The organism is Pseudomonas sp. ADAK21 (assembly GCF_012935735.1).
GTDB lineage: Bacteria > Pseudomonadota > Gammaproteobacteria > Pseudomonadales > Pseudomonadaceae > Aquipseudomonas > Aquipseudomonas proteolytica.
Window position 1 is genome coordinate 3484228 of the sequence record NZ_CP052857.1, and the last position, 22744, is coordinate 3506971.

Consider the following 22744-nt stretch of genomic DNA (forward strand, 5'->3'; position numbering starts at 1 on the left):
CAAATAGGAGTAGAGCGAGATGCAAGACCCTCGATATACGCTCAAGCTCGCCGACGAAGACAAACGCTGGATGACCTTTCCCGGGCTGGCCGAAAGTGGAGCCTTGCAACTGCCGGGCTTGCTTGAGGCACAGGACGAAACTCTGGTTGGCGCCTCCAGTGTGGGCGGCGCAACCGAGCCGCCGTCTGAGCTGAGCCTGGCCCTGGCCAACGCCAGCCTGCATATCCACGCGTTGACCGAGGAACAGGTGCGCCTGCGCGAGAGCCTGGAAACCCTCAATGGCACCCTGTTTATCACGGGTGGACCGCTGGGCAGCACGGTCGCTGAAGCCATGACCAGTGCGCCGCAAGCTGCGCACGAAGACAAGGCCTCGGCGACTGAGTCCTGGTTGAGCAAGAGTTCCAAATGGGTGGGTGAAAGCTTGCTTGATACGGTCAAGAGCCGGGTATCGGGCAAGGTAGTCGATGCAACGCTGGGCAAGTTGCCCTACGTCGGGAAATTGTTCCGGGACGATAGCAAGGACTGCTGCTGCCCAGGCGCCAGTGAACCCTTGACCGGGCGGGCTCGTTACGGGCCCAAAGGGTCACGAAAAACGGTGAGGCAAAACGGCACTGGCCGCACCAGCCCACCGATGCCGAGAAAAACCTCAGGGACCGGCAGGAGCGCCACTGGGCCCATGGCAATTATGAGGAGCCTGGGCGAGCGCGCAGGCAAGATGTTTGACGGCCTGAAAACGGGGTTCCTGGCGCGGGTGACTGCGGTAAGCGTCAGCCGGCGAAGGGTTTCTACCCGTGGGTTGAGCGCAGGCAAGGCGTTGCTATTAAAGAGTGCATCAGCCCTCGGCCTGCGCAAGGCCCCAGCCTCCCGCCTGGTCCCAACCCTGAGCCGGCTGGGGTCCATCGGCGTGCGCAGGTTGACGCCATTGCGCTCCGCCGATGCCGCCATCAACGTCGTCCGGGGCGTGCGCAGCGGCAACATGCGAGCCGTTGGCAGCGGCCTCGGTACCGCCGGTGCCGCATGGGCCGGCGCTTCTGCCGGAGCGGCCCTTGGCACCCTGGTCTTCCCTGGCGTGGGCACTGCGGTGGGCGGCGTTATCGGTGGCCTTTTGGGCGGCGAGGGCGGTAGTTGGCTCGGTGAAAAATTGTTCGGCCCCAGTGACCGCCTGCCATCACCCGAGGCCTTGAGCAAAAACCTCAACAGCGCCCGCTCGGACAACGTCCAGGTCACCCTGGCACCGAGCATCCAGATCACCGGCGTCAACCCCGCAGACGCTCAGCAGGTGGTCGACCGGGTTCTGCAATCCCTGCAAAACCAATGCGTGCCGATGCTCACCGACTCTTTGGCGGTTCGGCGCAATGCGGCACTGACCGATGGAGGTGATTAATGCGACAGCAGATGGTGCTGGGCGACTTTATTTTCGGGCTGTCCCGAGGGTTCGCCTATTCCACGCTCCAGCGCAGCAGTGATGGCGGCTGGGGCGACCTGGAGATTATTGCCAGCAAGCCCCAGTCGCGACAGAACGGCCAGAAGCTGGAAAAACTGACCTTCGCCGGTACCGCCATGGCGGCCGTTGGCATGCAGCGCCTCGATCAATTGCGTGCCTTGCAGGATGCCCGGGCGCCGCTGCCGCTGGTCGATGGTATCGGCCGCAACTGGGGGCTGTGGCGCATAACCGCGCTCACGGAAAACCAGTCCAATGTGATCGATGACGGCACGGCCATGGTGGTCACCTGGTCGCTGGTGCTGGAGGAGTTCGTCAATGCGTAGAGTGCGAAGTATTGCCGGTGATTCGGTCAACCTGCTGCTTTACCGCGAGCTGGGGCGTTGCGATGACGCAGCCGAAGAAACCCTCTGGCGCTTGAACCCCGGCCTGGCCGAGCAGGGTCCGGTGTTGCCGGCGGGCGTATGGGTGATTGTGCCCGAGATGGATGCGCAACCGGGTGTCGCAATACCCGTTTCAGCCTGGGATTAAGGAGGCGGCATGGCTATGGTATTTACCCCGGTCGTGGAGATCTACGGCGCCAACGCGGCGTTGATCAACCCACGGCTGATGCAGTGGAAACACACCGACGCGGCGGGCATCGAATCCGACCGCCTGGAGCTGACCATCAATATCGAGGGCCTGGAGGGCCTGCCGAGCCTGGGCGCCAAGATCGGCTTGCGCGTGGGGTACCGCGAGTCGGGGCTGGTGGAAAAAGGCGAGTTTGTGATCACCCAGCGCACTCCCTACCTGTTTCCCATGCGCTTGGCGATCGTGGCCACGGCGGCGCCGTTCAGCGTGATGGACCCAAGCGGTTACCGTCAGCGCCGCTCCGCCAGCCATGGTCCCACGACCCTGGGCGCGTTGTTTCGCCAACTGGCCACGCGGCACGGGTTTTCACCCCGGGTGGCGCCTGCATTGGACGGGGTTGTGATCGACCATATCGATCAGTCGAATGAGACTGACATGGGCTTCATCACCCGGCTGGCCAGGCGCTACAACGCAGTGACCAAACCGATCAACGAGTTGTATGTGCTGGCCGAAAGCGGTCAGGTCAAGTCGCTGTCGGGCCAGCAGTTGCCGGATGTGCGGCTGTCGGTGACCCATGACAACCGTCCTGGCGAGCAGGCATTTATCAGCGCGCGGGTGGATGAAAGTGCCCGGGCCAAATACCAGGGCTGCCGTGTCAATTGGTGGGATGCCGCGGCTTCTCGCCAGCGTGTGGTCGAGGTGGGGATCGCGCCGTTCAAGACCTTGCGCCAACGTTGCCAGAGCGAAACCGAGGCGCGCTCCGTGGCCGAGGGCGAGTTGCGCCGGGTGGGTCGCGAAGGGCTGACCATCGCCATCGATTGCCCTGGCAACCCGTTGCTGTCCGCCGAAGGGCTGTTGCTGCTGGATGAGACCTGGCCGGGGTATATGCAGGGGCGCTGGTCGATTGACAAGGTGACCCATGCAGGTGACACGGCGACGGGCTATCGCAGTTCGATCATGGCCCGTGGATTGGCCTCTTAGGCCGTGGAGATCAAGGATGATGACACTGACGCAATTGCAACAGATCCTGCCCAATGCCCGCGCCCAAGCGGGCGTTTTTATTTCGGCGCTGAACGCCGCCATGCTTCACCGCGACATCACTGCCCCCCAACGCATGGCAGCCTTTATCGCCCAGGTCAGCCATGAGTCCGGTGAGTTGCGCTACGTGCGTGAACTGGGTGGCGAGCGCTACCTGAGCAAATACGACACTGGCACCTTGGCCGCACGCTTGGGTAATAGCCCCGAAGCCGACGGTGACGGCCAGAAGTACCGCGGCCGTGGGCTGATCCAGATTACCGGGCGAAGCAATTACCTGGCCTGTAGCCGGGCGCTGTTTGGCGATGAGCGCCTGCTGCACTTTCCTGAGTTGCTGGAGCAACCGCAATGGGCGGCCGAATCCGCCGCTTGGTTCTGGCACAGCCATGGCTTGAATGAACTGGCTGACCAGGACCAATTCACCACCATCACCCGCCGGATCAATGGCGGGCTCAATGGGTTGGAGCATCGCCAGCAACTGTGGGCGAAGGCGAGGGCGGTGCTATGCAACTGAGCGGGCGCATGCTGGTTATTGCTCTGCTGATGCTCATCCCGGCGGCGGCCAGTTGGCAGGTCCAGGCCTGGCGCCATGGCCTGGCCTTTGAACGCCAGGCCGCGCGGCATTCACAGGTGCTCAGCCAGCAAAGCCAGGCGGCACTGGTTCAGCACCAGGCCGAACAACACAAGCGCCAGGCTCTGGAGCAACAACTGCGCGCCAGCGACCAACAGCACACACGGGAGTTGAGCGATGCACAGCGTAACCAGGTTTATCTGCGTGATCGGTTGGCCACTGCTGATGTGCGCCTGTCAGTCCTTCTCGACGCCAGCGACCCCGCCAACGGCCCCGCTATGCGAGCCACCGCCGCCACCCGCGGCGTGGTTCATGGAACCCCGCGAGGCCGACTTGACCCGGCGCATGCTCAACGAATTATCGGCATCACCGATGCCGGTGATAACGGATTGATCGCGCTGCGGGCCTGCCAGGCCTATGTGCAGGCTATCGCCCGGTAATCTGTTGACGCTGTCTGCAGCTTGCGTGGCCGATGGGCTCCTGTAGGGTAGGCAAACCCCCGCACTTTCCTGGAGACGACCGTGAAGGAAATAACCCAACTCGCCGCCGAACTTGGCCGGCGTTTGCAGGTGCTCAATGCCCACGTCACCACTGCTGAATCCTGTACCGGTGGCGGTATCGCTGAAGCCATCACGCGGATCCCCGGAAGTTCGGCCTGGTTCGAGGCCGGCTACGTGACCTACTCCAATCGGCAGAAGACCCGCCAGTTGAATGTGCCGCAAGGGTTGTTCCCCAAGGTCGGCGCGGTGAGCCGTGAAGTGGTCGAGGCCATGGCCCGTGGCGCCCAGGAAAAAAGCCTGGCGCGGTTTGCCGTGGCGGTCAGCGGTGTGGCGGGCCCCGATGGCGGCTCGCCGGACAAACCGGTAGGCACCGTCTGGCTGGCCTGGGGTGTGGGTGACGAGGTTACGGCCGAGTGCCAGCACTTCCCTGGCAACCGCGACGAGGTCCGCCGACAAACGGTAAAGGCCGCATTAGAGGGGCTGTTGCGACGAGCTGCAGCAGAAATAGAAAATCAGGGGTAGGCGATCCCCGATCTTTATGGAACAATACTGTCTACTTATACAGGTGTTGGCCGTCAGGCCTTATTGATTACGTGAGGACTTTAATGGACGACAACAAGAAGAAAGCCTTGGCTGCGGCCCTGGGTCAGATCGAACGTCAATTCGGCAAGGGTGCCGTAATGCGTATGGGCGATCACGACCGTCAGGCGATCCCGGCTATTTCCACTGGCTCTCTGGGTCTGGACATCGCGCTCGGCATTGGCGGCTTGCCAAAAGGCCGTATCGTTGAAATCTACGGTCCGGAGTCTTCTGGTAAAACCACCCTGACCCTGTCGGTGATTGCCCAGGCACAAAAAATGGGCGCCACCTGTGCGTTCGTCGATGCCGAGCACGCCCTGGATCCTGAATACGCTGGCAAGCTGGGCGTCAATGTTGACGACCTGCTGGTTTCGCAGCCGGACACCGGCGAGCAAGCGCTGGAAATCACCGACATGCTGGTGCGCTCCAACGCCATCGACGTGATCGTGGTCGACTCCGTGGCGGCCCTGGTGCCGAAGGCCGAGATCGAAGGCGAAATGGGCGACATGCACGTCGGCCTGCAAGCCCGTCTGATGTCCCAGGCCCTGCGTAAAATCACCGGTAACATCAAGAACGCCAACTGCCTGGTGATCTTCATCAACCAGATCCGGATGAAAATCGGCGTGATGTTCGGCAGCCCGGAAACCACTACCGGTGGTAACGCGCTGAAGTTCTACGCTTCGGTCCGCCTGGACATCCGTCGTACCGGCGCGGTGAAGGAAGGTGACGAGGTTGTCGGTAGCGAAACCCGCGTCAAGGTTGTGAAGAACAAGGTGGCTCCGCCATTCCGTCAGGCTGAGTTCCAGATTCTCTACGGTAAGGGTATTTACCTGAACGGCGAGATGATCGACCTGGGCGTGCTGCACGGTTTTGTCGAGAAGTCCGGTGCCTGGTATGCCTACAACGGCAGCAAGATCGGTCAGGGCAAGGCCAACTCGGCCAAGTTCCTGCAGGACAACCCCGATATTGCGGCGACCCTTGAGAAGCAGATCCGCGACAAGCTGCTGACCCCAGCGCCAGACGTCAAGGCCGCCGCCAACCGCGAACCTGTTGACGACATGGCAGAAGCCGACGCTGATATCTGAGCCCAACGATGACCGTTGTACTCGATACGCTGGTTGCGGTACGGCGTACGGCAATGGACCTGCTCGCACGTCGCGAGCATGGTCGTGTCGAGCTGACGCGTAAACTGCGTCAGCGTGGCGCCCCTCCCGAAATGATCGAAACAGCCCTCGACCGCTTGACGGAAGAGGGGCTGCTTTCGGAAGCCCGTTATCTCGAAAGTTTTGTTTCCTACCGGGCACGCTCGGGCTACGGGCCTGCGCGGATTCGCGAAGAGCTGAGCCAGCGAGGCTTGCAACGCGCCGATATCGATCTGGCGCTGCGTGAGTGTGGCATCAGTTGGCAAGCACAACTGGAAGACACCTGGCGCCGCAAGTTTGCCGGCCATCTGCCGATTGATGCCCGTGAGCGTGCCAAGCAAGGGCGTTTTTTGAGCTATCGCGGATTTTCGATGGAGATGATCAGCCGCTTGTTGAGCGGTCGTGATCTGGACGACTGAAGCGTGAGCCCTTTGTAGCAGCCGGCTTGCCGGCGATAGCGGTGGGCCAGGTATCAGTACAATGACAGATAGACCGCTATCGCTGGCAAGCCAACTCCTACAAAGATTTTGCGTTTATACAAAAAGGCCCGCTATGAAAATAGCGGGCCTTTTTTGCGTTTTACGGCATCACGCTGGCTCCGGCGTCAGCCGTTGCTGTGTTTTACCCTGGGCCTGCGCCCAGTTTTCCGGCAAGTTGATGTAATCCACCAACTCCCGCAACCGCCCCTGGTTGCGGCCGGTGAAATTGAACACCAGCCGCGTCAGGTGGCTGAAGCGTGCTTCATCGTGTTCTTCACCCCCATAGGCCAGTTGCTGGAAGTCATCACTCAACCGCAGGTCAGCGAATTCGGTCTGCATATGCGCCAATGCGCGCTCGCTGAGCGGGTGGTTCATGCGTACCACAAACTGGCGCTTGAGCCAGCGGGTGGAGTGGAAGTTGGCGTAGAACTGGTTGATTTCATTCACTGCCTCTTCCGCGCTGTGTACCAGGCGCACCAGCTTTAGATCCGTAGGCAGGATGTAGCGGTTGGCCTCCAACTGGCTGCGAATAAAATCCAGGGCGCCTTTCCAGAATCCACCGCCTGGCTCGTCTAGCAGCACCACGGGAACCAGTGGGCTCTTGCCCGTCTGGATCAGCGTCAGTACTTCCAGCGCTTCATCCAGGGTGCCGAAGCCCCCCGGGCACAGCACCAAGCCGTCGGCTTCCTTGACGAAAAACAGTTTGCGGGTAAAGAAGAAATGGAACGACAGCAGGTTCTCCGTGCCATCAATGGTCGGGTTGGCATGCTGTTCAAAGGGCAGGGTGATATTGAACCCCAGGCTGTGGGCCAGGCCAGCGCCTTCGTGGGCCGCGGCCATGATGCCGCCACCACCACCGGTAATGACCATCAGGTCTGAGCGGGCCAGGGCTGCGCCCACTTCCCGGGCCAGGGCATAGAGCGGGCTTTCAACCGGGGTACGGGCCGAACCGAAGACAGTGACCTTGCGGCGGCCCTTGAACTGTTCGAGCACGCGAAATGCATGGTCCAGTTCATTAATGGCTTTCAAGGTGATCTTTGCGTTCCAACGGTCACGGTCGTCCTGGGCCATGCGTAGCACGGTGAGGATCATGTCGCGATAAAGCGGAATATTCGGGCTGCTGGGGGCAATCAGGTTGAGTTGCGCTTCGACCTGCTGCGTGAGGTCGGCCCCGTTCTCTGGAAAATGACGGGTCAGGAGGTCATTCGGTTGATCAGGCATTCAGCTTCTCCTTCGTTACAGAGCCCAGGCGTCTTATTGCAGGCTGCTGACGGCGACGAAACAGGCTCTGTATGTTCCTTGTGATTAAAAACCTTGGCACTGCAAGTCACGCGAGGGCAACCTTTTTTACCCTGGAAATGTTACCGGATCACTCGATCATGAGCCCCTAAAGTCTTGTCTGGCAATAACTTAATGGGGATTGACGAAGGTTTTGCAGGAGGAGTTGTGGTGAGAGGACAGGCCCCCTCGCCACATGGCTCTTGGGGAAGGTACTTACTTTTTCTTCTTGGCTGGGGCCGGGCAATCAGCTTCAACGAACTTGACCGACGCCACCGGGCGATTGGTCTTGTTCTCGGTGATTTCGTAGCGCATCACGGCGCCCTTGGCCATCAACTCGCGATAGCCTTTGTTCAGGCAAACGCTTTGCCCCAGCTGGAAATACACAGCTTTGGGGTTGGCGCGCATTTGTTCGGCCCGTTCTGGCAGCACGCTCAGGTGGTCAATCAGATGCATGCCTTCAACGGTGTAGGCCACTTCCAGGGTTTGTTCATCAATTTCCCTGGGCAGGTCTTTGTTGCTTTCTGCCGCGACGCTTTGCAGTTTCTTGTTCATTTGCAGCTCCACCAGGGAGGCTGCCTGGGCGCCCAAGGGCAATACCAGCGCCAGGGCGACGGTGGGGGCGGCAAGACGCAACATAAGACGCAGCATGAAACTCTCCTGATTCGGTTACTGGTCCATAGACCCGTCACTGCGCTGTGCGTTCAGTGGCGCGGGATTATAGGTGACCGGCAGCCGCGACGGCCAGGCGTATTGGCTGGGCGGCTCTGGTAAACTGCCGGCACTTTTGCCTGCCCCGAGTTTTGTCCGTGTTGATTTTCATCGCTTCACAACGGCACCCGCTATGAGCCACGCAGTGTTCCGTCTGCGTACCCAGCGCCTGGCCCGTGCCGTGAGCCCCTTTGTTGCCCGTGGCTCGCGTGCCGAACGTTGCCCCAGGTGCCGGGTCATCCCCGAATACTGCCTGTGCGCCTGGCGCCCCAAGGTCGCGGCCAAGTCGGCCATGTGCCTGTTGATGCACGACGTGGAACCGATGAAACCCAGCAATACCGGTTGGCTGATCGCTGATGTCATCGACGACACCAGCGCCTTCCCCTGGGCGCGCACGGCCGTCGAACCTGAACTGCTGGCGCTGCTGGCCGACCCGCAATGGCAGCCCTACATCGTCTTTCCCGGCGAGTTTGTGGCGCCGCAGCGGGTGGTCAACCAGGTCAAGGTGGCGGATGGCAAGCGCCCGCTGTTTATCCTGCTGGACGGTACCTGGAGCGAAGCGCGCAAGATGTTTCGCAAAAGCCCGTATCTGGAACACCTGCCGGTACTAAGCCTGGAGCCGGAGCAGCTATCGCGCTACAAATTGCGCCGTTCCAAGCGCGATGACCATTTCTGCACGGCCGAAGTGGCTGCCTTGTGCCTGGAACTGGCCCAGGACCAGCAGGCCAGTGAAGTGCTGGATGCCTACCTGGATGTGTTCAGTACCCATTACCTGGCGGCCAAGTTCCAGTTGGCCCTGGACCCGACGGACAGCGTCCACACGCGTCTTGCCCCTTATCTGTAGGCATTGGGGCCAGATGACCTTTGCATGATGGCACTGCAACGCCTGAGCCGGCTAAAATGCCATCAAGCGTAACTGTTCGTGACAGCCGCTGGCTGGCACCTCGTACGTTGGTGAGCACCGAACCCATCGGTGCTCCCATAAAAAACAGGATCATTTAATAAATGGCCACATACGAAATCCTGATTGCCGATGACCACCCACTTTTCCGCAGCGCGCTGCACCAGGCGGTCACACTGGGCCTGGGCCCGGATGTACGCCTGGTGGAAGTGGGCAGCATCGCGGAACTGGAAGCCCGCCTGACTGACAAGACCGATTGGGATCTGGTGCTGCTGGACCTGAATATGCCCGGCGCCTACGGGTTTTCCGGCTTGGTGCTGTTACGCGGGCAATATCCGCAGATTCCGGTGGTGATGGTGTCGGCCCAGGAAGAGGCCGATATCGTAGTGCGTTCCCGGGAGTTCGGGGCCAGTGGTTTTATCCCCAAATCCAGTTCCATGGAGCAGATTCAAACAGCGGTGCGTACGGTGTTGGACGGTGACGTCTCGTGGCCGCCCCAGGCCTTCGAAGAAATCAACGTGTCCGCCGAAGCCAAGGCTGCCCAGGAAGGGCTCGCCAGCCTTACGCCGCAACAGTTCCGTGTGTTGACCATGGTCTGCGAAGGCTTGCTGAACAAGCAGATCGCCTATGAATTGAGCGTGTCCGAAGCGACCATCAAGGCGCACGTTACCGCGATTTTCCGCAAGCTGGGTGTGCGCACCCGGACCCAGGCGGCGCTGCTGTTGCAACAACTTGAGTCAATTTCCCACTCGTAGGGTGGCCCGATTCACGCTTTTTTGACCAGGCGTGCTCTAGCTTCCTCCCATCTTTTTTGCTCAGTTGCCTACCTATGTCGCCTTTCAAGGGTCAAACCGGTATCAAACGTATCTTCAACGCCGGGGGTTACTCCCTCGATGGCCTGCGTGCGGCTTTCACCGGCGAGGCGGCCTTTCGCCAGTTGGTCTTGCTCAATGTCATCCTGATTCCGTTGAGCTTCTTCCTCACGGTCAGCCGCGTAGAGCGCGCACTGCTGATCGCCGTGTGCCTGCTGGCGTTGATTGTCGAGTTGCTCAACTCGGCCGTGGAAGCGGCAATCGACCGGATTTCCCTGGATCGCCACCCCCTGTCGAAAAACGCCAAGGACATGGGCAGCGCCGCGCAATTCGTGGCGCTGACCATGATCACCGTGGTGTGGGCCGTAATCCTGATCTAGGCGATATTCGGCAGTACGATCTCGTCGCTGCGCTGCACCCCAGCGGTGAAGGCGCGGCACAGTTCGAGGAACTCGCGCATGGCCGAGGTCTGGTACTTCTGTTTATGCCAGATAAAGTAGAACTGCCGGGCCAGGTCCAGGTCCGGCGTCTCCACTGGCACCAGGCTGCCACGGCGGAACGCATCCCGTAACGCCAGGCGTGAAATGCAGCCAATCCCCAATCCTGACTCCACGGCCCGCTTGATCGCCTCGGTGTGCTCCAGCTCCAGGCGGATGTTCAGCGCGCTGCGATGATGGCGCATGGCTTGATCAAAGGTCAGGCGTGTGCCGGAGCCCTGTTCCCGCAGGATCCAGGCTTCATGGGTCAGTTGCTCCATGGTCGCCTGACCGCGCTGGGCCAGGGGATGCTGCGGCGCGCAGAACACCACCAGCTCATCCTCGACCCAGGTTTGCACCTCGATGTCCGGGTGGCTGCAGTCGCCTTCGATTAGACCCAGATCAATTTCGTAATGCGCAACCTGATGCACGATATGCGCAGTGTTCTGTACATGCAGCTTCACCTGGCTCTCGGGATGCTGCTGCATGAAACTGCCGATCAGCAGGGTGGCCAGGTAATTGCCGATGGTCAGGGTGGCGCCGACCGCCAGGGAACCGAAGCCAGACTTGCCGTTGAGCAGGTCTTCGATCTCCTTGGCCTGGTCCAGCAGCGCCACCGCCTGGGGTAGCAGTTGATGGCCGAGGGCGTTGAGGCTCAGGCGTTTACCGGCGCGGTCGAATAATTGACAGCTGGATTGGCGCTCCAGCTCGGTGATCGAGGTGCTGGCGGCGGATTGAGATAAGGCCAGAAGGCCAGCAGCGCGTGACACACTTTCCTGCTGGGCGACGGCGACGAAGACTTGCAGTTGACGGAGAGTAAATCGCATATCGATATAACCGATAACCCTTATCTTAATAATCCAGTTAACAGATATTGTCGCCGCCATTAGAATACTGTGCAATTGCGCACCTATCATTTTGGCGCAGACCCATTTCCAGGAGTTCCCCGTACATGAGCAACATGAACCACGAGCGTGTCCTCAGTGTTCATCACTGGAACGACACTCTGTTCAGCTTCAAGTGCACCCGCGACCCGGGCTTGCGCTTCGAGAACGGTCAGTTCGTGATGATCGGCCTGCAACAGCCTAACGGCCGCCCGCTCATGCGCGCTTACTCCATCGCCAGCCCGAACTGGGAAGAGCATCTGGAGTTCTTCAGCATCAAGGTTCCGGATGGCCCGCTGACTTCCCAATTGCAGCATTTGAAGGAAGGCGACGAGATCATCATCAGCAAAAAACCGACTGGCACCCTGGTGCTGGACGATTTGAAGCCGGGCAAGCACCTGTACCTGCTCAGCACCGGTACTGGTCTCGCCCCCTTCATGAGCGTGATCCAGGACCCGGAAACCTACGAGCGCTTTGAAAAAGTGATCCTGTGCCACGGTGTGCGTTACGTCAACGAAGTCGCCTATCGCGAATTCATCACCGAACACCTGCCGCAGAACGAATTCTTCGGCGAGGCGCTGCGTGAAAAGTTGATCTACTACCCAACCGTGACCCGCGAACCCTTCGAAAACGAAGGCCGCCTGACCGACCTGATGCGCAGCGGCAAGCTGTTCAGCGATATCGGCCTGCCGCCGATCAACCCTGAAGACGACCGCGCCATGCTGTGCGGCAGCCCAAGCATGTTGGATGAGACCAGCGAAGTGCTGAACAGCTTCGGCCTGAAGGTTTCGCCACGGATGCGTGAGCCGGGTGACTACCTGATCGAACGCGCCTTCGTCGAGAAGTGACCCCGGCACACCTTTAGGAGCGAGCTTGCTCGCGAAAGTCGTCAACGTTAACGCGGTCGAGTTGACGCGCTGCCCTTGGGTTCTTCGCGAGCAAGCTCGCTCCTACAGGTGAAGGCGTTTGCAAAGAAAAGCCCGCATTGCCTGTGAAGGCAGTGCGGGCTTTTTCATTGCTGCGATTTACTGCGCGGCAACCACTTCAAGCACACAAATCATCCCCGCCTCGGGATAGTGCCAACGCACATCCACATCCCAGAACCGCACGCCGTATTCGCGCTCTGGCCCGGGCGTCTGATAGGCCGGGCGTGGATCCTGCGCCAGGCATTGTTCAATCAGCTCCACCAACGGCTCGCCAAGGCGCTGAGCGTGGGTGTGAGCCTGTTGCAGGGCGGTCTTCAGCCATTGCACGGGGATCAGCGCCGGTGCGGCACTGGCAATGCTGTTGGTGGCCGTGTCGATGATGTCGGCATACGGCACATACGGCTTGATATCCAATACCGGCGTGCCATCGAGCAGATCGATCCCGGAAACCCACAGCCGGCCCGGCTCCACCTTGTCCAGTTTCACCACCGACTGGCCGATCCCATTGGGGCGATGGGTTGCGCGGGTGGCAAATACACCCATGGATGTGTTGCCGCCCAGGCGCGGTGGGCGCACTTTCAAGCGCGGCTTGTCTTCCAGGGCCTGATGAAACAGGAACAGCAGCCACACATGGCTGACCTGCTCCAGGCCTTGCACCGCCTCACCCTGGTCGAACGGCGCCACCAACTCCAACACGCCCCGTGCGGCGGGCGCCAGTTGTGGCTGGCGCGGGATGGCGAACTTCTCCTTGAAGCAGGAGCGCACGAAGCCCACGGGCGAGACGTTGTAACTCATGGCTTACGCGCGAACCCGCAGGGTCAGGCCCTTGAGGAAGTTACGCAGCAACTGGTCGCCACACGGACGATAGTTGGTGTGGCCGAACTTGCGGAACAGCGCGCTCAGCTCTGGCTTGGACACCGGGAACTCGGCAGCCTTGAGGATGGCGTGCATGTCGTCTTCCTTGAGTTCGAAGGCCACGCGCAGCTTCTTGAGGATGATGTTGTTGGTCACCGGGGTTTCGATCGGCTGTGGTGGACGGCTTTCGTCCTTGCCGCGCTTGAAGATCACCAGGCCATCGAGGAAATGCGCCATGACCTCGTCGGGGCAGAACACGAAGCCTTCTTCCTCGTCTTTCTTGAGGTAGGTCAGCAGGTCTTCCTTGGACACTTCCATGCCGCCGATCTTGATGATCTCGACCATCTTGTTGTCGCTGATGTCGAGCATGTAGCGCACGCTGCGCAGTACGTCATTGTGAATCATGGTGGGCAATCCTGGTATTCGACTGTAGACACCGCCCGGGCGGGCGATGTCGATAGATAGGGTGGCTTAGAACTTTTCTTTGCCGGACATGTAGCGCCACTGGCCGACCGGCACCTTGCCGATGGACACCCCGCCAATGCGGATGCGGCGAATGGCCACAACCTTCAGGCCAATGGCTTCGCAGAACAGGGCGATGATGCCGGGCTGCGGATTTTTCAGGGCAAAGCGCAGGCGGTTTTCGTTCTGCCAGCTGGCTTTGACCGCCGGCAATTCCTTGCCTTTGTACATCAGGCCGTGGGCGAGGCGGTTCAGGCCGTGCTCTGCCACGTCGCCTGCGACCTCGACCACATACTCCTGTTCGATCTTGGCGGCGTCGGCCGTCAGCTTGCGCAGGATCTTCCAGTCCTGGGTAAACACCAGCAGGCCGCTGGCCTTGGCTTGCAGATCGGCGCTGGCGGTCAGACGCAGGAAGTGGCCTTTGAGCGGGCGCTTGCTGAAGCGGTGTTCTTCCGACAGCGTCTCGGCGCTCAGAGATTGCATCGCGCTGTCGACGTCCACGCCGGCCGGGGCATGAAACAGGATAGTCACCGGCTCCGGAGCCGTGGCCTTGGCCTCGGGATCAAGTTCGACTTTTTGTGTCGTGACCTTGAACTGCGGCTCGTCGATCACTTCGCCATCCACCGAGACCCAGCCGCCTTCGATGAACAGCTCGGCCTCCCGACGGGAGCAACCGACCAGTTCGATAAGGCGTTTGGAGAGGCGTATGGGGTCAGTCATGACAAGGGCCGTAACAAAAGGGGGTCGCTATTGTACCTGCCTGGCGCCGGTTAATCCCGGCCCCATTTCAGTGCTCGCGCTTTTTGTGGGAGCTGGCTTGCCTGCGATGGCATCACCTCGGCATACCTGATGCACCGAGTTGACCGCATCGCAGGCAAGCCAGCTCCTACATTTGATTTGGGTTGTGTCAGCCGCTACGTGTTTGCTGGGCCTGGCGCAAACGCATGTGCAGCAAGGGATAGGGCTGGCCCATGCCGTCATGCTCGGTGCGCCCGATTACTTCAAAACCTTGCTTGATATAGAAGCCCAGGGCCTGTGGGTTCTGTTCGTTGACGTCCAGTTCATCGGCATTCATCGACGCAACGGCATAGTGCAGCAATTGCCGCCCCAGGCCCTGGCCCCGGTACTGCGGGTCGATGAACAGCATCTCGACCTTGCCTGCGGCGACGCCGGCAAACCCGGTGATCCGTTGGCGCGCGTCCTTGGTACAGATCAGCATCACCGCATCGAGGTAACGCGTCAGCACCAGGTGTCGCAGGCGCTCGATGTAGCTTTGCGGCAGGAAGTCATGGGTGGCCCACACCGATGCCTCCCAGATCCGGGTCAGCTCCTGATAGTCGCTGGGTTTAGGCGTGTGAATAACCGAGTGCTGGCCCATGCCCGCTGCTCCTTGCTGCTTGTTGGCGGTGATGGGGCAAACGATAGACCTAAAAAAGCCCCGCATCTTGTCCAGAAGCAGGGCTTTTTCAATTTTTTACAGCTTAGTCGCGTTTTTGCGCCCAGAGGTCGTACTCGTCGGCGTCGGTGACTGTGCACCACACCTTGTCGCCTGGCTTGAGACCGCTGGCATCGTCGATGAATACGTTACCGTCGATTTCCGGAGCGTCGAAAAAGCAACGGCCTACCGCGCCTTGCTCGTCCACTTCGTCGATCAGTACTTCGATTTCCTTGCCGATACGCAGTTGCAGGCGTGCCGAGCTGATGGCCTGCTGATGGGCCATGAAACGCTCCCAACGGTCCTGCTTGACGTCATCCGGCACCACGGCCAGGTCCAGCAGGTTGGCTGGCGCACCTTCCACTGGCGAGTACTGGAAGCAGCCGACGCGATCGAGCTGGGCTTCGGTCAGCCAATCCAGCAGGTACTGGAAGTCTTCTTCGGTTTCGCCGGGGAAGCCGACGATAAAGGTCGAACGGATGATCAGCTCAGGGCAGATCTGGCGCCAGTTCTTGATCCGCGCCAGGGTCTTGTCTTCAAACGCCGGGCGTTTCATGGCCTTGAGCACTTTCGGGCTGGCGTGTTGGAACGGGATGTCCAGGTACGGTAGGATCTTGCCGGCGGCCATCAGCGGGATCAATTCGTCGACGTGTGGGTACGGGTACACGTAGTGCAGGCGTACCCACACACCCAGGCTGCTCAAGGCTTCGCAGAGTTCGGTCATGCGGGTTTTCACCGGCGCGCCATTCCAGAAGCCGGTGCGGTACTTCACGTCGACGCCGTAGGCGCTGGTGTCCTGGGAGATCACCAGCAGCTCTTTGACGCCAGACTTGACCAGGCGCTGGGCTTCGTCCAGCACATCACCCACCGGGCGGCTGACCAGCTTGCCGCGCATCGACGGGATGATGCAGAAGCTGCAGCTGTGGTTGCAGCCTTCGGAAATCTTCAGGTAAGCGTAATGACGTGGCGTCAGCTTGATGCCTTGCGGCGGCACCAGGTCGATCAACGGGTTGTGATCCTGGCGCGGCGGCACCACCTCATGCACAGCGTTGACCACCTGCTCGTACTGCTGCGGGCCGGTCACGGCCAGCACGCTTGGGTGCACGTTGCGGATGTTGCCTTCTTCCACACCCATGCAGCCGGTGACGATCACCTTGCCGTTTTCCTTGATGGCTTCGCCGATCACTTCCAAAGACTCTGCCTTGGCCGAGTCAATGAAGCCACAGGTGTTGACCACCACCACATCGGCGTCCTGGTAGGTGGACACGACATCGTAACCTTCCATGCGCAGTTGGGTGAGGATGCGCTCGGAGTCGACGAGCGCCTTCGGGCAACCCAGGGAAACAAAGCCAACCTTGGGGTTGGCTTTTGCGATGGTGGTGGACATGTCTAACCTCGGTATTGAATGACGCCGCCAGTCGGGCACGACAGGGCAGCGGACGGGCACTTGATGTGCCTCTGATCAAAAAGTGCGCAATTCTAGCGGCGGGAAACGCGCTTGACCAGCTTTATGCAGGGAAATACGACGAGTGCTGCGCTATGCTTCGCGCCGTTGCACTTGTGTAAAGCCGATGGTCAACAAATCATCTGTTACTAGAAGTAAAACAGCGCGTGCTGTGGACAGCTTAGGCTTAGCTGTACAGCTGTGCTGTTTATAAAAGACCTCAGGTCAAAAGGGCAGGAGTGGTTGATGGGTCAGGCAAATAGTCAGGCGGCAGGTGCCGGGCATTCCAGCGCAAAGCCAATTGGCATGTTGGTGGCAGCTGTCGGGGTGGTCTACGGCGATATCGGTACCAGCCCGCTCTACACCCTTAAAGAGGTGTTTTCCGGTGGTTATGGGGTCCAGGTCAATCATGATGGGGTGCTGGGGATCCTGGCCCTGATCTTCTGGTCGCTGATCTGGGTGGTGTCGATCAAGTACATGTTGTTCGTACTGCGCGCCGACAACCAGGGTGAGGGCGGCATCATGGCCCTTACCGCACTGGCCCGACGGGCGGCCGGCAATCACCCGCGGTTGCGCAGTTTCCTGGTGGTGTGCGGCCTGTGCGGCGCGGCGCTGTTCTATGGCGACAGCATGATCACCCCGGCGATTTCGGTATTGTCGGCCATCGAGGGCCTGGAACTGGCGTTCGATGGCCTGGAGCACTGGGTCGTGCCCGTGGCGCTGGTGGTGCTGGTGGGGTTGTTCCTGATCCAGAAACACGGGACAGACCGCATCGGCAAGCTGTTCGGGCCGGTGATGGTCACCTGGTTCCTGGTGCTGGGCGGCCTGGGCATCTATGGCATTGTCCAGCACCCCGAAGTGCTCAACGCGATGAACCCGATGTGGGGCGTGCGTTTCTTCATGGTGCATCCGGGTATCGGCGTGGCGATCCTTGGCGCGGTGGTGCTGGCCTTGACCGGTGCCGAGGCGCTGTATGCCGACATGGGCCACTTCGGCCGCAAACCCATTGCCCGCGCCTGGTTCATCCTGGTGCTGCCGGCGCTGGTGCTCAACTATTTTGGCCAGGGCGCGATGTTGCTGGGCGACCCCGAAGCCGCGCGCAACCCGTTCTACCTGCTGGCGCCAAGCTGGGCATTGCTGCCGCTGGTGGGGTTGTCCACCCTGGCGACGGTGATTGCTTCCCAGGCGGTGATTTCCGGTGCGTTCTCGTTGACGCGCCAGGCGATCCAGTTGGGTTACATCCCGCGCATGCATATCCAGCACACCTCCAGCGCCGAACAGGGCCAGATCTATATTGGCGCGGTGAACTGGTCGCTGATGGTCGGTGTAATCCTGCTGGTGCTGGGCTTCGAGTCCTCGGGCGCCCTGGCCTCGGCTTACGGGGTGGCCGTGACCGGGACCATGCTGATGACCACCATCCTGGTATCCGCCGTGATGCTGCTGCTGTGGAAGTGGCCGCCGGTATTGGCAGTGCCTGTTTTGCTGGGCTTTTTGCTGGTGGATGGCCTGTTCTTCGCGGCCAACGTGCCGAAAGTCGTCCAGGGCGGCGCGTTCCCGGTGCTGGCGGGGATCGTGCTGTTTGTGTTGATGACCACCTGGAAGCGCGGTAAGCAATTGCTGGTGGAGCGCCTGGACGAGGGCGGGCTGCCGCTGCCGATCTTTATCAGCAGCATCCGCGTGCAACCGCCCCATCGCGTACAGGGCACGGCGGTGTTCCTCACCGCCCGCCCGGACGCGGTGCCCCACGCCCTGCTGCATAACCTGCTGCACAACCAGGTGCTGCACGAGCAAGTGGTGCTGTTGACGGTGGTCTATGAAGACATCCCGCGCGTCCCGGCCCAGCGCCGCTTCGAGGTGGACTCCTACGGTGACGGCTTCTTCCGGGTGATCCTGCACTTCGGCTTTACCGATGAGCCGGACGTGCCCGAGGCCCTGAAGCTGTGCCACTTGGATGACCTGGACTTCAGCCCCATGCGCACCACGTACTTCCTCAGCCGCGAGACGGTCATCGCCTCCAAGCTTGAGGGCATGGCGCGCTGGCGGGAAGGGTTGTTCGCCTTCATGCTGAAGAACGCCAACGGCAACCTGCGCTTCTTCAAGCTGCCGGTGAACCGGGTGATTGAGCTGGGCACCCAGGTAGAAATGTAACCCAACAAAAAGCCCCCGTTGCCGTGCGGCAGCGGGGGCTTTTTAGTGCCTGAGGAAACTGGCTCCTACAGGATTACTCGGCCTTGGCCTGGCGCTTCTCGATGATATCCACCAGGCGCTTGGCCAGTGCCGGGTAGTTCTCGTCGAAGTGATGGCCGCCCGGTAGCTTCATGGCTTCACCCACGGCGGTCTTGTCGGTGCAGCCACTCTCGTCGACTTCTTCTTCGCCGTAGATGCACACCACCTTGGCTGCTGGCAGCTTGGCCATTTCCGGGCCGGTGGCTGCCTCTTTGCCGGCATTGCCCAGCCAGCCTTCCACTTCGATCTCAAAGCTACCGGTGCGGGCGAAGGCCAGCAGGATAATAGCGTCTACCCGTTGCTGCTCGGCTTCCGGCAGGCGGTTGTAGATGGCTGGCAGCACATCGGCGCCGAACGAATAGCCGGTCAGCACAAAACGCTTGGTGCCCCATTTTTGCCGGTAGTGTTGCATCAGCTCGGTCAGGTCCTTGGCGCTCTGCTCCGGGCTTTTGTGCTGCCAGTAGTAGCGCAGGGTGTCGATGCCGACCACCGGGTAACCGATCTTCGCCATCTCGCCGGCCACGTCGCGGTCCAGGTCGCGCCAGCCGCCGTCGCCGGAAAGGAACAGGGTCACGGTGTCCTTGGCCTGGCCGGCCGGCACTTCAACCACCGGGATCGCCAGGCCGCCATTGTCCGAACCCACCAGTTGCTTGCGCAGCTCGTTGTTCAATACCTGCGGGTAGTTGATGTCGTAGTCGCTGATGCTGGTGGTGGCACGCGGCGTGTCGCGTACGAAGCTGGCGCTTTCGTCGTCAGGGTTATCGTTCCAGGCCACCAGCCAGTTGCCGTGGGCGGCAGTCTTGGGCAGTGGGTCCTTGCAACTTTCCTGGACCAGGGCGAAGCCTACGGAGATGGCGTTGGCCTTGTCGTCGTTCTGCGTTGCCAGCCAGCGCCAGGCCAGCGCGGCGCCAGGGCCGATGCCGCTGACCAGGGTGGCCGGGCCCTTGAGCTGGCCGAGGGCCGCTTGCAGGGCTTGTTCTTGCAGCTTGCAGTCGTCCTTGGGCAGGATCACTTGCACGATCTGCGCGCTGCCGCCCTGGCTCAGGGCAATCAGCTGGCTGTCGGTCAGGCTGGCGTCGGCCATCACGGCTACCGCTACACGGGCCTTGGCGCTGGTGCCAGGGGTCACACGGGTCATGGTCGAGCCGTCGGCCTGGGGCAGTTGTTCCAGGGTCGGTTGAGGGGCGGGGCGATTCCAGTACCAGTAGCCGCCACCGAGGATCAGGGCCAGCACCACCAGGCTTGCCAATACATACCGCCAGGAGCGTCGAATCATCAGCGTTTCACCAATCCAGTCAAGCCGCCCGCGATCAGGGCGGCGGTATCGGCCAGTGCCACCAGCGGATCAAGTCCTGCGGGCACGGCCATGTAACGAGGTTCCCAGTCAGGCTGGAACTTGTCTTTGAAGCGGCGCAAACCTTGGAAGTTATACAGTTGCTCGCCACGGCGGAACACCATCGAGCCCAGGCGCTGGGTCAGCGGTGCGCCACGGCGCGGCTGCAGGCCTGACAACGGCACCATGCCGAGGCTGAAGCGTGCATAGTTGTGGCTCTTATAGTGCAGGATCAAGCCGATCATCATGAACTCCATGGTCAGCTTTGGCGCCTCGGGATGCGCGCGCATCAGGTCGAGGCTGGCCAGGTCATGGCTGTAGGTCTCCAGCAGGTTGGCGAACGCCACCGGCTGGCCTTCGAAGCGAATCACCGCAATGCGAAAGTGCTTGAGGTATTCGTCGCTGAAACGGCCCAGGGAGAAGCCTTTTTCGCGCACGTTCTTACCGGTCAACCAGGCATCGGAGATGACTTTCAGTGCGTCCATCGGCGCCTGGCCCGCCTCGAAGACTTCCAGGGACAGGCCGTCCCGGGTCCCGCGGTTCCAGGTGTAGCGCAAATCCTTCATCTCCTTGCCCTTGGCTTCCAGGTCAAAGCGCTTGAGATCGACCCGGGCCTCTTCGCCCAGCTTGATCGCAGTCAGGCCAATGTCCATATAGAAGGGCAGGTTCTCCGCGCGCACCTGGTAGAACACCGGGCGGGCGTGGTGAATGTCGCAGAGGTCGCGGAACTGCCAGATCATCTCGGCCCGGGGCTGGGTCGGGCCGATCGGGTCGTACAGCGCCACCAGGCTGCGGCCGCGCCGGGCGTACATCAGGAACGCTTCGTCGTTGGGGTGAAATAGCAGGGCCTTGTCGCCGGTCAGTGCCAGGCCGCCGTCGGGTTGCGACGAGGCCATCAGGATCTTGGTGGCGCGCTCCAGCTCATCGGCGGTTGGCAGGTGGATCACAGGGCGGGCGGTGCGCAACAGCCAGGTCAGGGACACAATCACCAGCAAGATGGCGGCGCCCAGCAGCGAGCGCAGGCCGCGCGGGGCGTTGGCGTCGAGGGTGAACTGCCACCACAGTTGATGGCTATAAGGCACATCCTGGTAAGCAAACAGCAGCAGCCAGATCGAAGCACCCAGCACGCAGACGCTGGCCACCAGGTACAGCGGCGAAAAGGGCAGCTCGGTCAGGCGACTGGCACGGTAGAACGAGCGCCGGAAGATCGCCAGCAGCACTGCGGTGGTGGTCATCAGGCTGGCTTCTTCCCAGTCGAAGCCTTTAAGCAGCGAGAGCAGGGCGCCCACCAGCAACAGCACCATGGTCAGCATCCAGGCTGCCGACAGGCGTCGACGCAGGCCTTGGGCCAGTAGCAGGCACAGCACGCCGATCAGGCTGGCACCAAAGTGCGAGGCGTCAATCAGGCGGTGGGGAATCAGGAAGCCGATGTTTTCCAGGCGTGAGTCGATTTCCGGGGTGGCGCCGGAGAACAGCAGCACCACCCCGGACAAAAAAACCAGCACGGCCAGTACCGGGGCCGCGAGGCCTGAGGCGACCCGCAGGCTCTGCTGGGTCTGGAACAGCCGTTGGGCCTCGTTGATCAGCAGGAAGATGCACGCGATCAGTAACGGCAGCACAACGTAGATCATGCGATACAACAGCAGGGCGGCGGCCAGCGGCGCGGCGCCGAGCTTGTCGGCAAACGCGGCCAGCAAAATCGCTTCGAACACGCCGACGCCGCCCGGTACATGGCTGAGGACACCCGCCGCCAGCGCCAGCAGGTACACCAGCAGGAACGGGCCGAACGGCGGGGCTTCTGGTAGCAACAGATAGAGAACGGTCGCGGCGGCAGCGACATCCAGGGCGGTGATGATCAATTGCAGGAAGGTCAGGCGGCGCCCAGGCAGGCGCAAGGTGCGGCGGCCGGCCTTGACCAGCAGGTTGTCGGGGTAGGGTTGTTCTGGCAAGCGGCGGCGATAGATCCCGATACACAGCACGGCAGAGAGCAGCAGTACCGCGCCTGCGATTGCGCCGAGCAGTGCTGCAGGCAAATGCAAGGCACTGGACGCGGCGGGCAGGTTGCTCAAGGTCGCCAGTGCGGCGAGCGGCGGCAGGGCGCAGCCCAGGGCCAGGCTGGCAAATACCGTCATATGGGCCACTTCCGAAGCCCCAATGCCATGCCGTGCATATAAACGGTAGCGCACTGAGCCGCCAGACAGCATCGACAGGCCAATCGCATTGCCGATGGCGAAAGCAGTAAAGCCGCCGTAGGCCAGGGTTCTGGCAGGAAGTTTTACTCCGGCATAGCGCGCCCCGGAAAATTCGTAGCCCAATAGAATGATGAACCCGGCGATCGCAGCGGCGAGGGCGCCCAACAGGGACGGCTTCGGTACTTCCAGGATCGAATCGTGGAGGGCGTACAGATCCAGCTCTAGCAACAAGTGGCGGCAGGCGATCAAAGCGATTGCAAATAGCAGCAACGTGACCGCCAACCCAATGGGTTGCCGATACTTGCTCAACAGATCCAGCCAGCGCAGGCGGGTGGGCGCGATCGGTTGTGTAGCTGTGATGTTGTCTTGTGGTTCAGACGAATTGGCGCGCATCAATCACCTCTTGGATTGTGCGCGACAGGATGGGGGTATCCAGCCAAGTTACCAATCCCTATGGACAAAATAATTACAAATAGTAACGCGGATCACCGG

At 61.1% G+C, this 22744-nt stretch carries 24 protein-coding genes; 14 read left to right on the plus strand and 10 right to left on the minus strand.

The window, feature by feature from the left end; genetic code table 11:
* The first annotated feature begins 19 nt into the window (after positions 1-19).
* The 9 genes from HKK57_RS26985 to recX all read left to right on the plus strand — a co-directional run bounded on the left by HKK57_RS26985 (position 20) and on the right by recX (position 6257).
* A complete protein-coding gene (locus HKK57_RS26985) occupies positions 20-1384 on the plus strand; it encodes a tail tape measure protein (RefSeq protein WP_237150386.1) in 1365 nt (454 codons plus the stop codon).
* Complete coding sequence (locus HKK57_RS15780; RefSeq protein ID WP_029295297.1) at positions 1384-1767, plus strand: phage tail protein; 384 nt, start codon at positions 1384-1386, stop codon at positions 1765-1767. Before HKK57_RS26985 ends, HKK57_RS15780 begins: the two co-directional genes overlap by 1 nt.
* A complete protein-coding gene (locus HKK57_RS15785; RefSeq protein ID WP_169390398.1) occupies positions 1760-1972 on the plus strand; it encodes a tail protein X in 213 nt (70 codons plus the stop codon). The genes HKK57_RS15780 and HKK57_RS15785 overlap by 8 nt, the downstream gene beginning before the upstream one ends.
* 9 nt (positions 1973-1981) lie before the next feature.
* Positions 1982-2992 (plus strand): contractile injection system protein, VgrG/Pvc8 family, encoded by a 1011-nt coding sequence (locus HKK57_RS15790; protein WP_169390399.1) that lies wholly within the window; start codon positions 1982-1984, stop codon positions 2990-2992.
* A gap of 19 nt (positions 2993-3011) precedes the next feature.
* On the plus strand, positions 3012-3560 hold the full coding sequence (locus HKK57_RS15795) for a glycoside hydrolase family 19 protein (protein WP_169391199.1): 549 nt from the start codon (positions 3012-3014) through the stop codon (positions 3558-3560).
* A gap of 8 nt (positions 3561-3568) precedes the next feature.
* Positions 3569-4057: a lysis system i-spanin subunit Rz gene (locus HKK57_RS15800; protein ID WP_237150385.1), complete on the plus strand. Its 489-nt coding sequence runs from the start codon at positions 3569-3571 to the stop codon at positions 4055-4057.
* Positions 4058-4138: 81 nt separating this feature from the next.
* Positions 4139-4639 (plus strand): CinA family protein, encoded by a 501-nt coding sequence (locus HKK57_RS15805; RefSeq protein ID WP_029295310.1) that lies wholly within the window; start codon positions 4139-4141, stop codon positions 4637-4639.
* An 83-nt stretch (positions 4640-4722) separates the two neighbouring features.
* Positions 4723-5781: a recombinase RecA gene (gene recA, locus HKK57_RS15810; RefSeq protein WP_029295312.1), complete on the plus strand. Its 1059-nt coding sequence runs from the start codon at positions 4723-4725 to the stop codon at positions 5779-5781.
* Positions 5782-5789: 8 nt separating this feature from the next.
* Entirely contained in the window at positions 5790-6257 is a 468-nt protein-coding gene (recX, locus tag HKK57_RS15815; protein WP_092237924.1) for a recombination regulator RecX, read from the plus strand.
* Positions 6258-6425: 168 nt separating this feature from the next.
* On the opposite strand, the gene HKK57_RS15820 is transcribed toward recX, so the two are convergent.
* Together HKK57_RS15820 and HKK57_RS15825 are read right to left on the minus strand one after the other, a co-directional pair.
* Positions 6426-7538 carry a TIGR00730 family Rossman fold protein gene (locus HKK57_RS15820; protein ID WP_029295318.1) on the minus strand — a complete coding sequence of 371 codons (1113 nt, stop codon included), beginning with the start codon at positions 7536-7538 and terminating at the stop codon, positions 6426-6428.
* Positions 7539-7811: 273 nt separating this feature from the next.
* Positions 7812-8246, minus strand: a complete 435-nt coding sequence (locus HKK57_RS15825) for a PA3611 family quorum-sensing-regulated virulence factor (protein ID WP_070994807.1) — start codon at positions 8244-8246, stop codon at positions 7812-7814.
* Between the two features lie 193 nt (positions 8247-8439).
* Here HKK57_RS15825 and HKK57_RS15830 point away from each other — a divergent pair, with 193 nt between their 5' ends.
* The 3 genes from HKK57_RS15830 to HKK57_RS15840 all read left to right on the plus strand — a co-directional run bounded on the left by HKK57_RS15830 (position 8440) and on the right by HKK57_RS15840 (position 10399).
* The gene (locus HKK57_RS15830) at positions 8440-9150 is read left to right on the plus strand and encodes a tRNA-uridine aminocarboxypropyltransferase (RefSeq protein WP_070994808.1); all 711 of its coding nucleotides are present in this window, start codon (positions 8440-8442) and stop codon (positions 9148-9150) included.
* A 161-nt stretch (positions 9151-9311) separates the two neighbouring features.
* On the plus strand, positions 9312-9962 hold the full coding sequence (gene erdR / locus HKK57_RS15835) for a response regulator transcription factor ErdR (protein WP_029295324.1): 651 nt from the start codon (positions 9312-9314) through the stop codon (positions 9960-9962).
* Between the two features lie 74 nt (positions 9963-10036).
* Positions 10037-10399, plus strand: coding sequence for a diacylglycerol kinase (locus tag HKK57_RS15840; RefSeq protein ID WP_029295326.1), 363 nt, complete (start codon positions 10037-10039; stop codon positions 10397-10399).
* On the opposite strand, the gene HKK57_RS15845 is transcribed toward HKK57_RS15840, so the two are convergent.
* Positions 10396-11322 carry a LysR family transcriptional regulator gene (locus tag HKK57_RS15845; RefSeq protein WP_029295328.1) on the minus strand — a complete coding sequence of 309 codons (927 nt, stop codon included), beginning with the start codon at positions 11320-11322 and terminating at the stop codon, positions 10396-10398. The two genes, HKK57_RS15840 and HKK57_RS15845, sit on opposite strands and share 4 nt — an antisense overlap.
* 125 nt (positions 11323-11447) lie before the next feature.
* Between HKK57_RS15845 and fpr the strand changes: the two genes are divergently transcribed.
* Positions 11448-12227, plus strand: a complete 780-nt coding sequence (gene fpr / locus HKK57_RS15850; RefSeq protein WP_003172178.1) for a ferredoxin-NADP reductase — start codon at positions 11448-11450, stop codon at positions 12225-12227.
* A gap of 177 nt (positions 12228-12404) precedes the next feature.
* Here fpr and tsaA read toward each other — a convergent pair whose 3' ends face one another.
* From tsaA to rimO, 5 genes are all read right to left on the minus strand, one after another.
* Positions 12405-13100 carry a tRNA (N6-threonylcarbamoyladenosine(37)-N6)-methyltransferase TrmO gene (gene tsaA, locus HKK57_RS15855; protein ID WP_092237912.1) on the minus strand — a complete coding sequence of 232 codons (696 nt, stop codon included), beginning with the start codon at positions 13098-13100 and terminating at the stop codon, positions 12405-12407.
* A gap of 3 nt (positions 13101-13103) precedes the next feature.
* The gene (locus HKK57_RS15860) at positions 13104-13565 is read right to left on the minus strand and encodes a DUF1456 family protein (RefSeq protein WP_029295331.1); all 462 of its coding nucleotides are present in this window, start codon (positions 13563-13565) and stop codon (positions 13104-13106) included.
* 66 nt (positions 13566-13631) lie between these two features.
* Entirely contained in the window at positions 13632-14342 is a 711-nt protein-coding gene (locus tag HKK57_RS15865) for an rRNA pseudouridine synthase (protein WP_029295333.1), read from the minus strand.
* Positions 14343-14529: 187 nt separating this feature from the next.
* Positions 14530-15000 carry a GNAT family N-acetyltransferase gene (locus HKK57_RS15870; protein ID WP_169390401.1) on the minus strand — a complete coding sequence of 157 codons (471 nt, stop codon included), beginning with the start codon at positions 14998-15000 and terminating at the stop codon, positions 14530-14532.
* 103 nt (positions 15001-15103) lie between these two features.
* Positions 15104-16444, minus strand: coding sequence for a 30S ribosomal protein S12 methylthiotransferase RimO (gene rimO, locus HKK57_RS15875; protein ID WP_029295337.1), 1341 nt, complete (start codon positions 16442-16444; stop codon positions 15104-15106).
* A gap of 303 nt (positions 16445-16747) precedes the next feature.
* Between rimO and HKK57_RS15880 the strand changes: the two genes are divergently transcribed.
* Positions 16748-18649 (plus strand): potassium transporter Kup, encoded by a 1902-nt coding sequence (locus tag HKK57_RS15880; RefSeq protein ID WP_029295342.1) that lies wholly within the window; start codon positions 16748-16750, stop codon positions 18647-18649.
* A 73-nt stretch (positions 18650-18722) separates the two neighbouring features.
* Here the strand turns inward: HKK57_RS15880 and HKK57_RS15885 are convergent, their stop codons facing one another.
* Entirely contained in the window at positions 18723-20003 is a 1281-nt protein-coding gene (locus HKK57_RS15885; protein WP_169390402.1) for a virulence factor family protein, read from the minus strand.
* Positions 20003-22645, minus strand: coding sequence for a bifunctional lysylphosphatidylglycerol flippase/synthetase MprF (gene mprF, locus HKK57_RS15890; RefSeq protein WP_169390403.1), 2643 nt, complete (start codon positions 22643-22645; stop codon positions 20003-20005). The genes HKK57_RS15885 and mprF overlap by 1 nt, the downstream gene beginning before the upstream one ends.
* Between the last annotated feature and the right edge of the window lie 99 nt (positions 22646-22744).

Excerpts from the sequence above, each read along its gene's own strand:
- HKK57_RS26985 (WP_237150386.1), top strand. The coding sequence starts at position 20 with ATGCAAGACCCTCGATATACGCTCAAGCTCGCCGACGAAGACAAACGC.
- HKK57_RS15780 (WP_029295297.1), top strand. The coding sequence starts at position 1,384 with ATGCGACAGCAGATGGTGCTGGGCGACTTTATTTTCGGGCTGTCCCGA.
- HKK57_RS15785 (WP_169390398.1), top strand. The coding sequence starts at position 1,760 with ATGCGTAGAGTGCGAAGTATTGCCGGTGATTCGGTCAACCTGCTGCTT.
- HKK57_RS15790 (WP_169390399.1), top strand. The coding sequence starts at position 1,982 with ATGGCTATGGTATTTACCCCGGTCGTGGAGATCTACGGCGCCAACGCG.
- HKK57_RS15795 (WP_169391199.1), top strand. The coding sequence starts at position 3,012 with ATGACACTGACGCAATTGCAACAGATCCTGCCCAATGCCCGCGCCCAA.
- HKK57_RS15800 (WP_237150385.1), top strand. The coding sequence starts at position 3,569 with ATGCTGGTTATTGCTCTGCTGATGCTCATCCCGGCGGCGGCCAGTTGG.
- recA (WP_029295312.1), top strand. The coding sequence starts at position 4,723 with ATGGACGACAACAAGAAGAAAGCCTTGGCTGCGGCCCTGGGTCAGATC.
- recX (WP_092237924.1), top strand. The coding sequence starts at position 5,790 with ATGACCGTTGTACTCGATACGCTGGTTGCGGTACGGCGTACGGCAATG.
- HKK57_RS15820 (WP_029295318.1), bottom strand. The coding sequence starts at position 7,538 with ATGCCTGATCAACCGAATGACCTCCTGACCCGTCATTTTCCAGAGAAC.
- HKK57_RS15825 (WP_070994807.1), bottom strand. The coding sequence starts at position 8,246 with ATGCTGCGTCTTATGTTGCGTCTTGCCGCCCCCACCGTCGCCCTGGCG.
- HKK57_RS15830 (WP_070994808.1), top strand. The coding sequence starts at position 8,440 with ATGAGCCACGCAGTGTTCCGTCTGCGTACCCAGCGCCTGGCCCGTGCC.
- erdR (WP_029295324.1), top strand. The coding sequence starts at position 9,312 with ATGGCCACATACGAAATCCTGATTGCCGATGACCACCCACTTTTCCGC.
- HKK57_RS15840 (WP_029295326.1), top strand. The coding sequence starts at position 10,037 with ATGTCGCCTTTCAAGGGTCAAACCGGTATCAAACGTATCTTCAACGCC.
- HKK57_RS15845 (WP_029295328.1), bottom strand. The coding sequence starts at position 11,322 with ATGCGATTTACTCTCCGTCAACTGCAAGTCTTCGTCGCCGTCGCCCAG.
- fpr (WP_003172178.1), top strand. The coding sequence starts at position 11,448 with ATGAGCAACATGAACCACGAGCGTGTCCTCAGTGTTCATCACTGGAAC.
- tsaA (WP_092237912.1), bottom strand. The coding sequence starts at position 13,100 with ATGAGTTACAACGTCTCGCCCGTGGGCTTCGTGCGCTCCTGCTTCAAG.
- HKK57_RS15860 (WP_029295331.1), bottom strand. The coding sequence starts at position 13,565 with ATGATTCACAATGACGTACTGCGCAGCGTGCGCTACATGCTCGACATC.
- HKK57_RS15865 (WP_029295333.1), bottom strand. The coding sequence starts at position 14,342 with ATGACTGACCCCATACGCCTCTCCAAACGCCTTATCGAACTGGTCGGT.
- HKK57_RS15870 (WP_169390401.1), bottom strand. The coding sequence starts at position 15,000 with ATGGGCCAGCACTCGGTTATTCACACGCCTAAACCCAGCGACTATCAG.
- rimO (WP_029295337.1), bottom strand. The coding sequence starts at position 16,444 with ATGTCCACCACCATCGCAAAAGCCAACCCCAAGGTTGGCTTTGTTTCC.
- HKK57_RS15880 (WP_029295342.1), top strand. The coding sequence starts at position 16,748 with ATGGGTCAGGCAAATAGTCAGGCGGCAGGTGCCGGGCATTCCAGCGCA.
- HKK57_RS15885 (WP_169390402.1), bottom strand. The coding sequence starts at position 20,003 with ATGATTCGACGCTCCTGGCGGTATGTATTGGCAAGCCTGGTGGTGCTG.
- mprF (WP_169390403.1), bottom strand. The coding sequence starts at position 22,645 with ATGCGCGCCAATTCGTCTGAACCACAAGACAACATCACAGCTACACAA.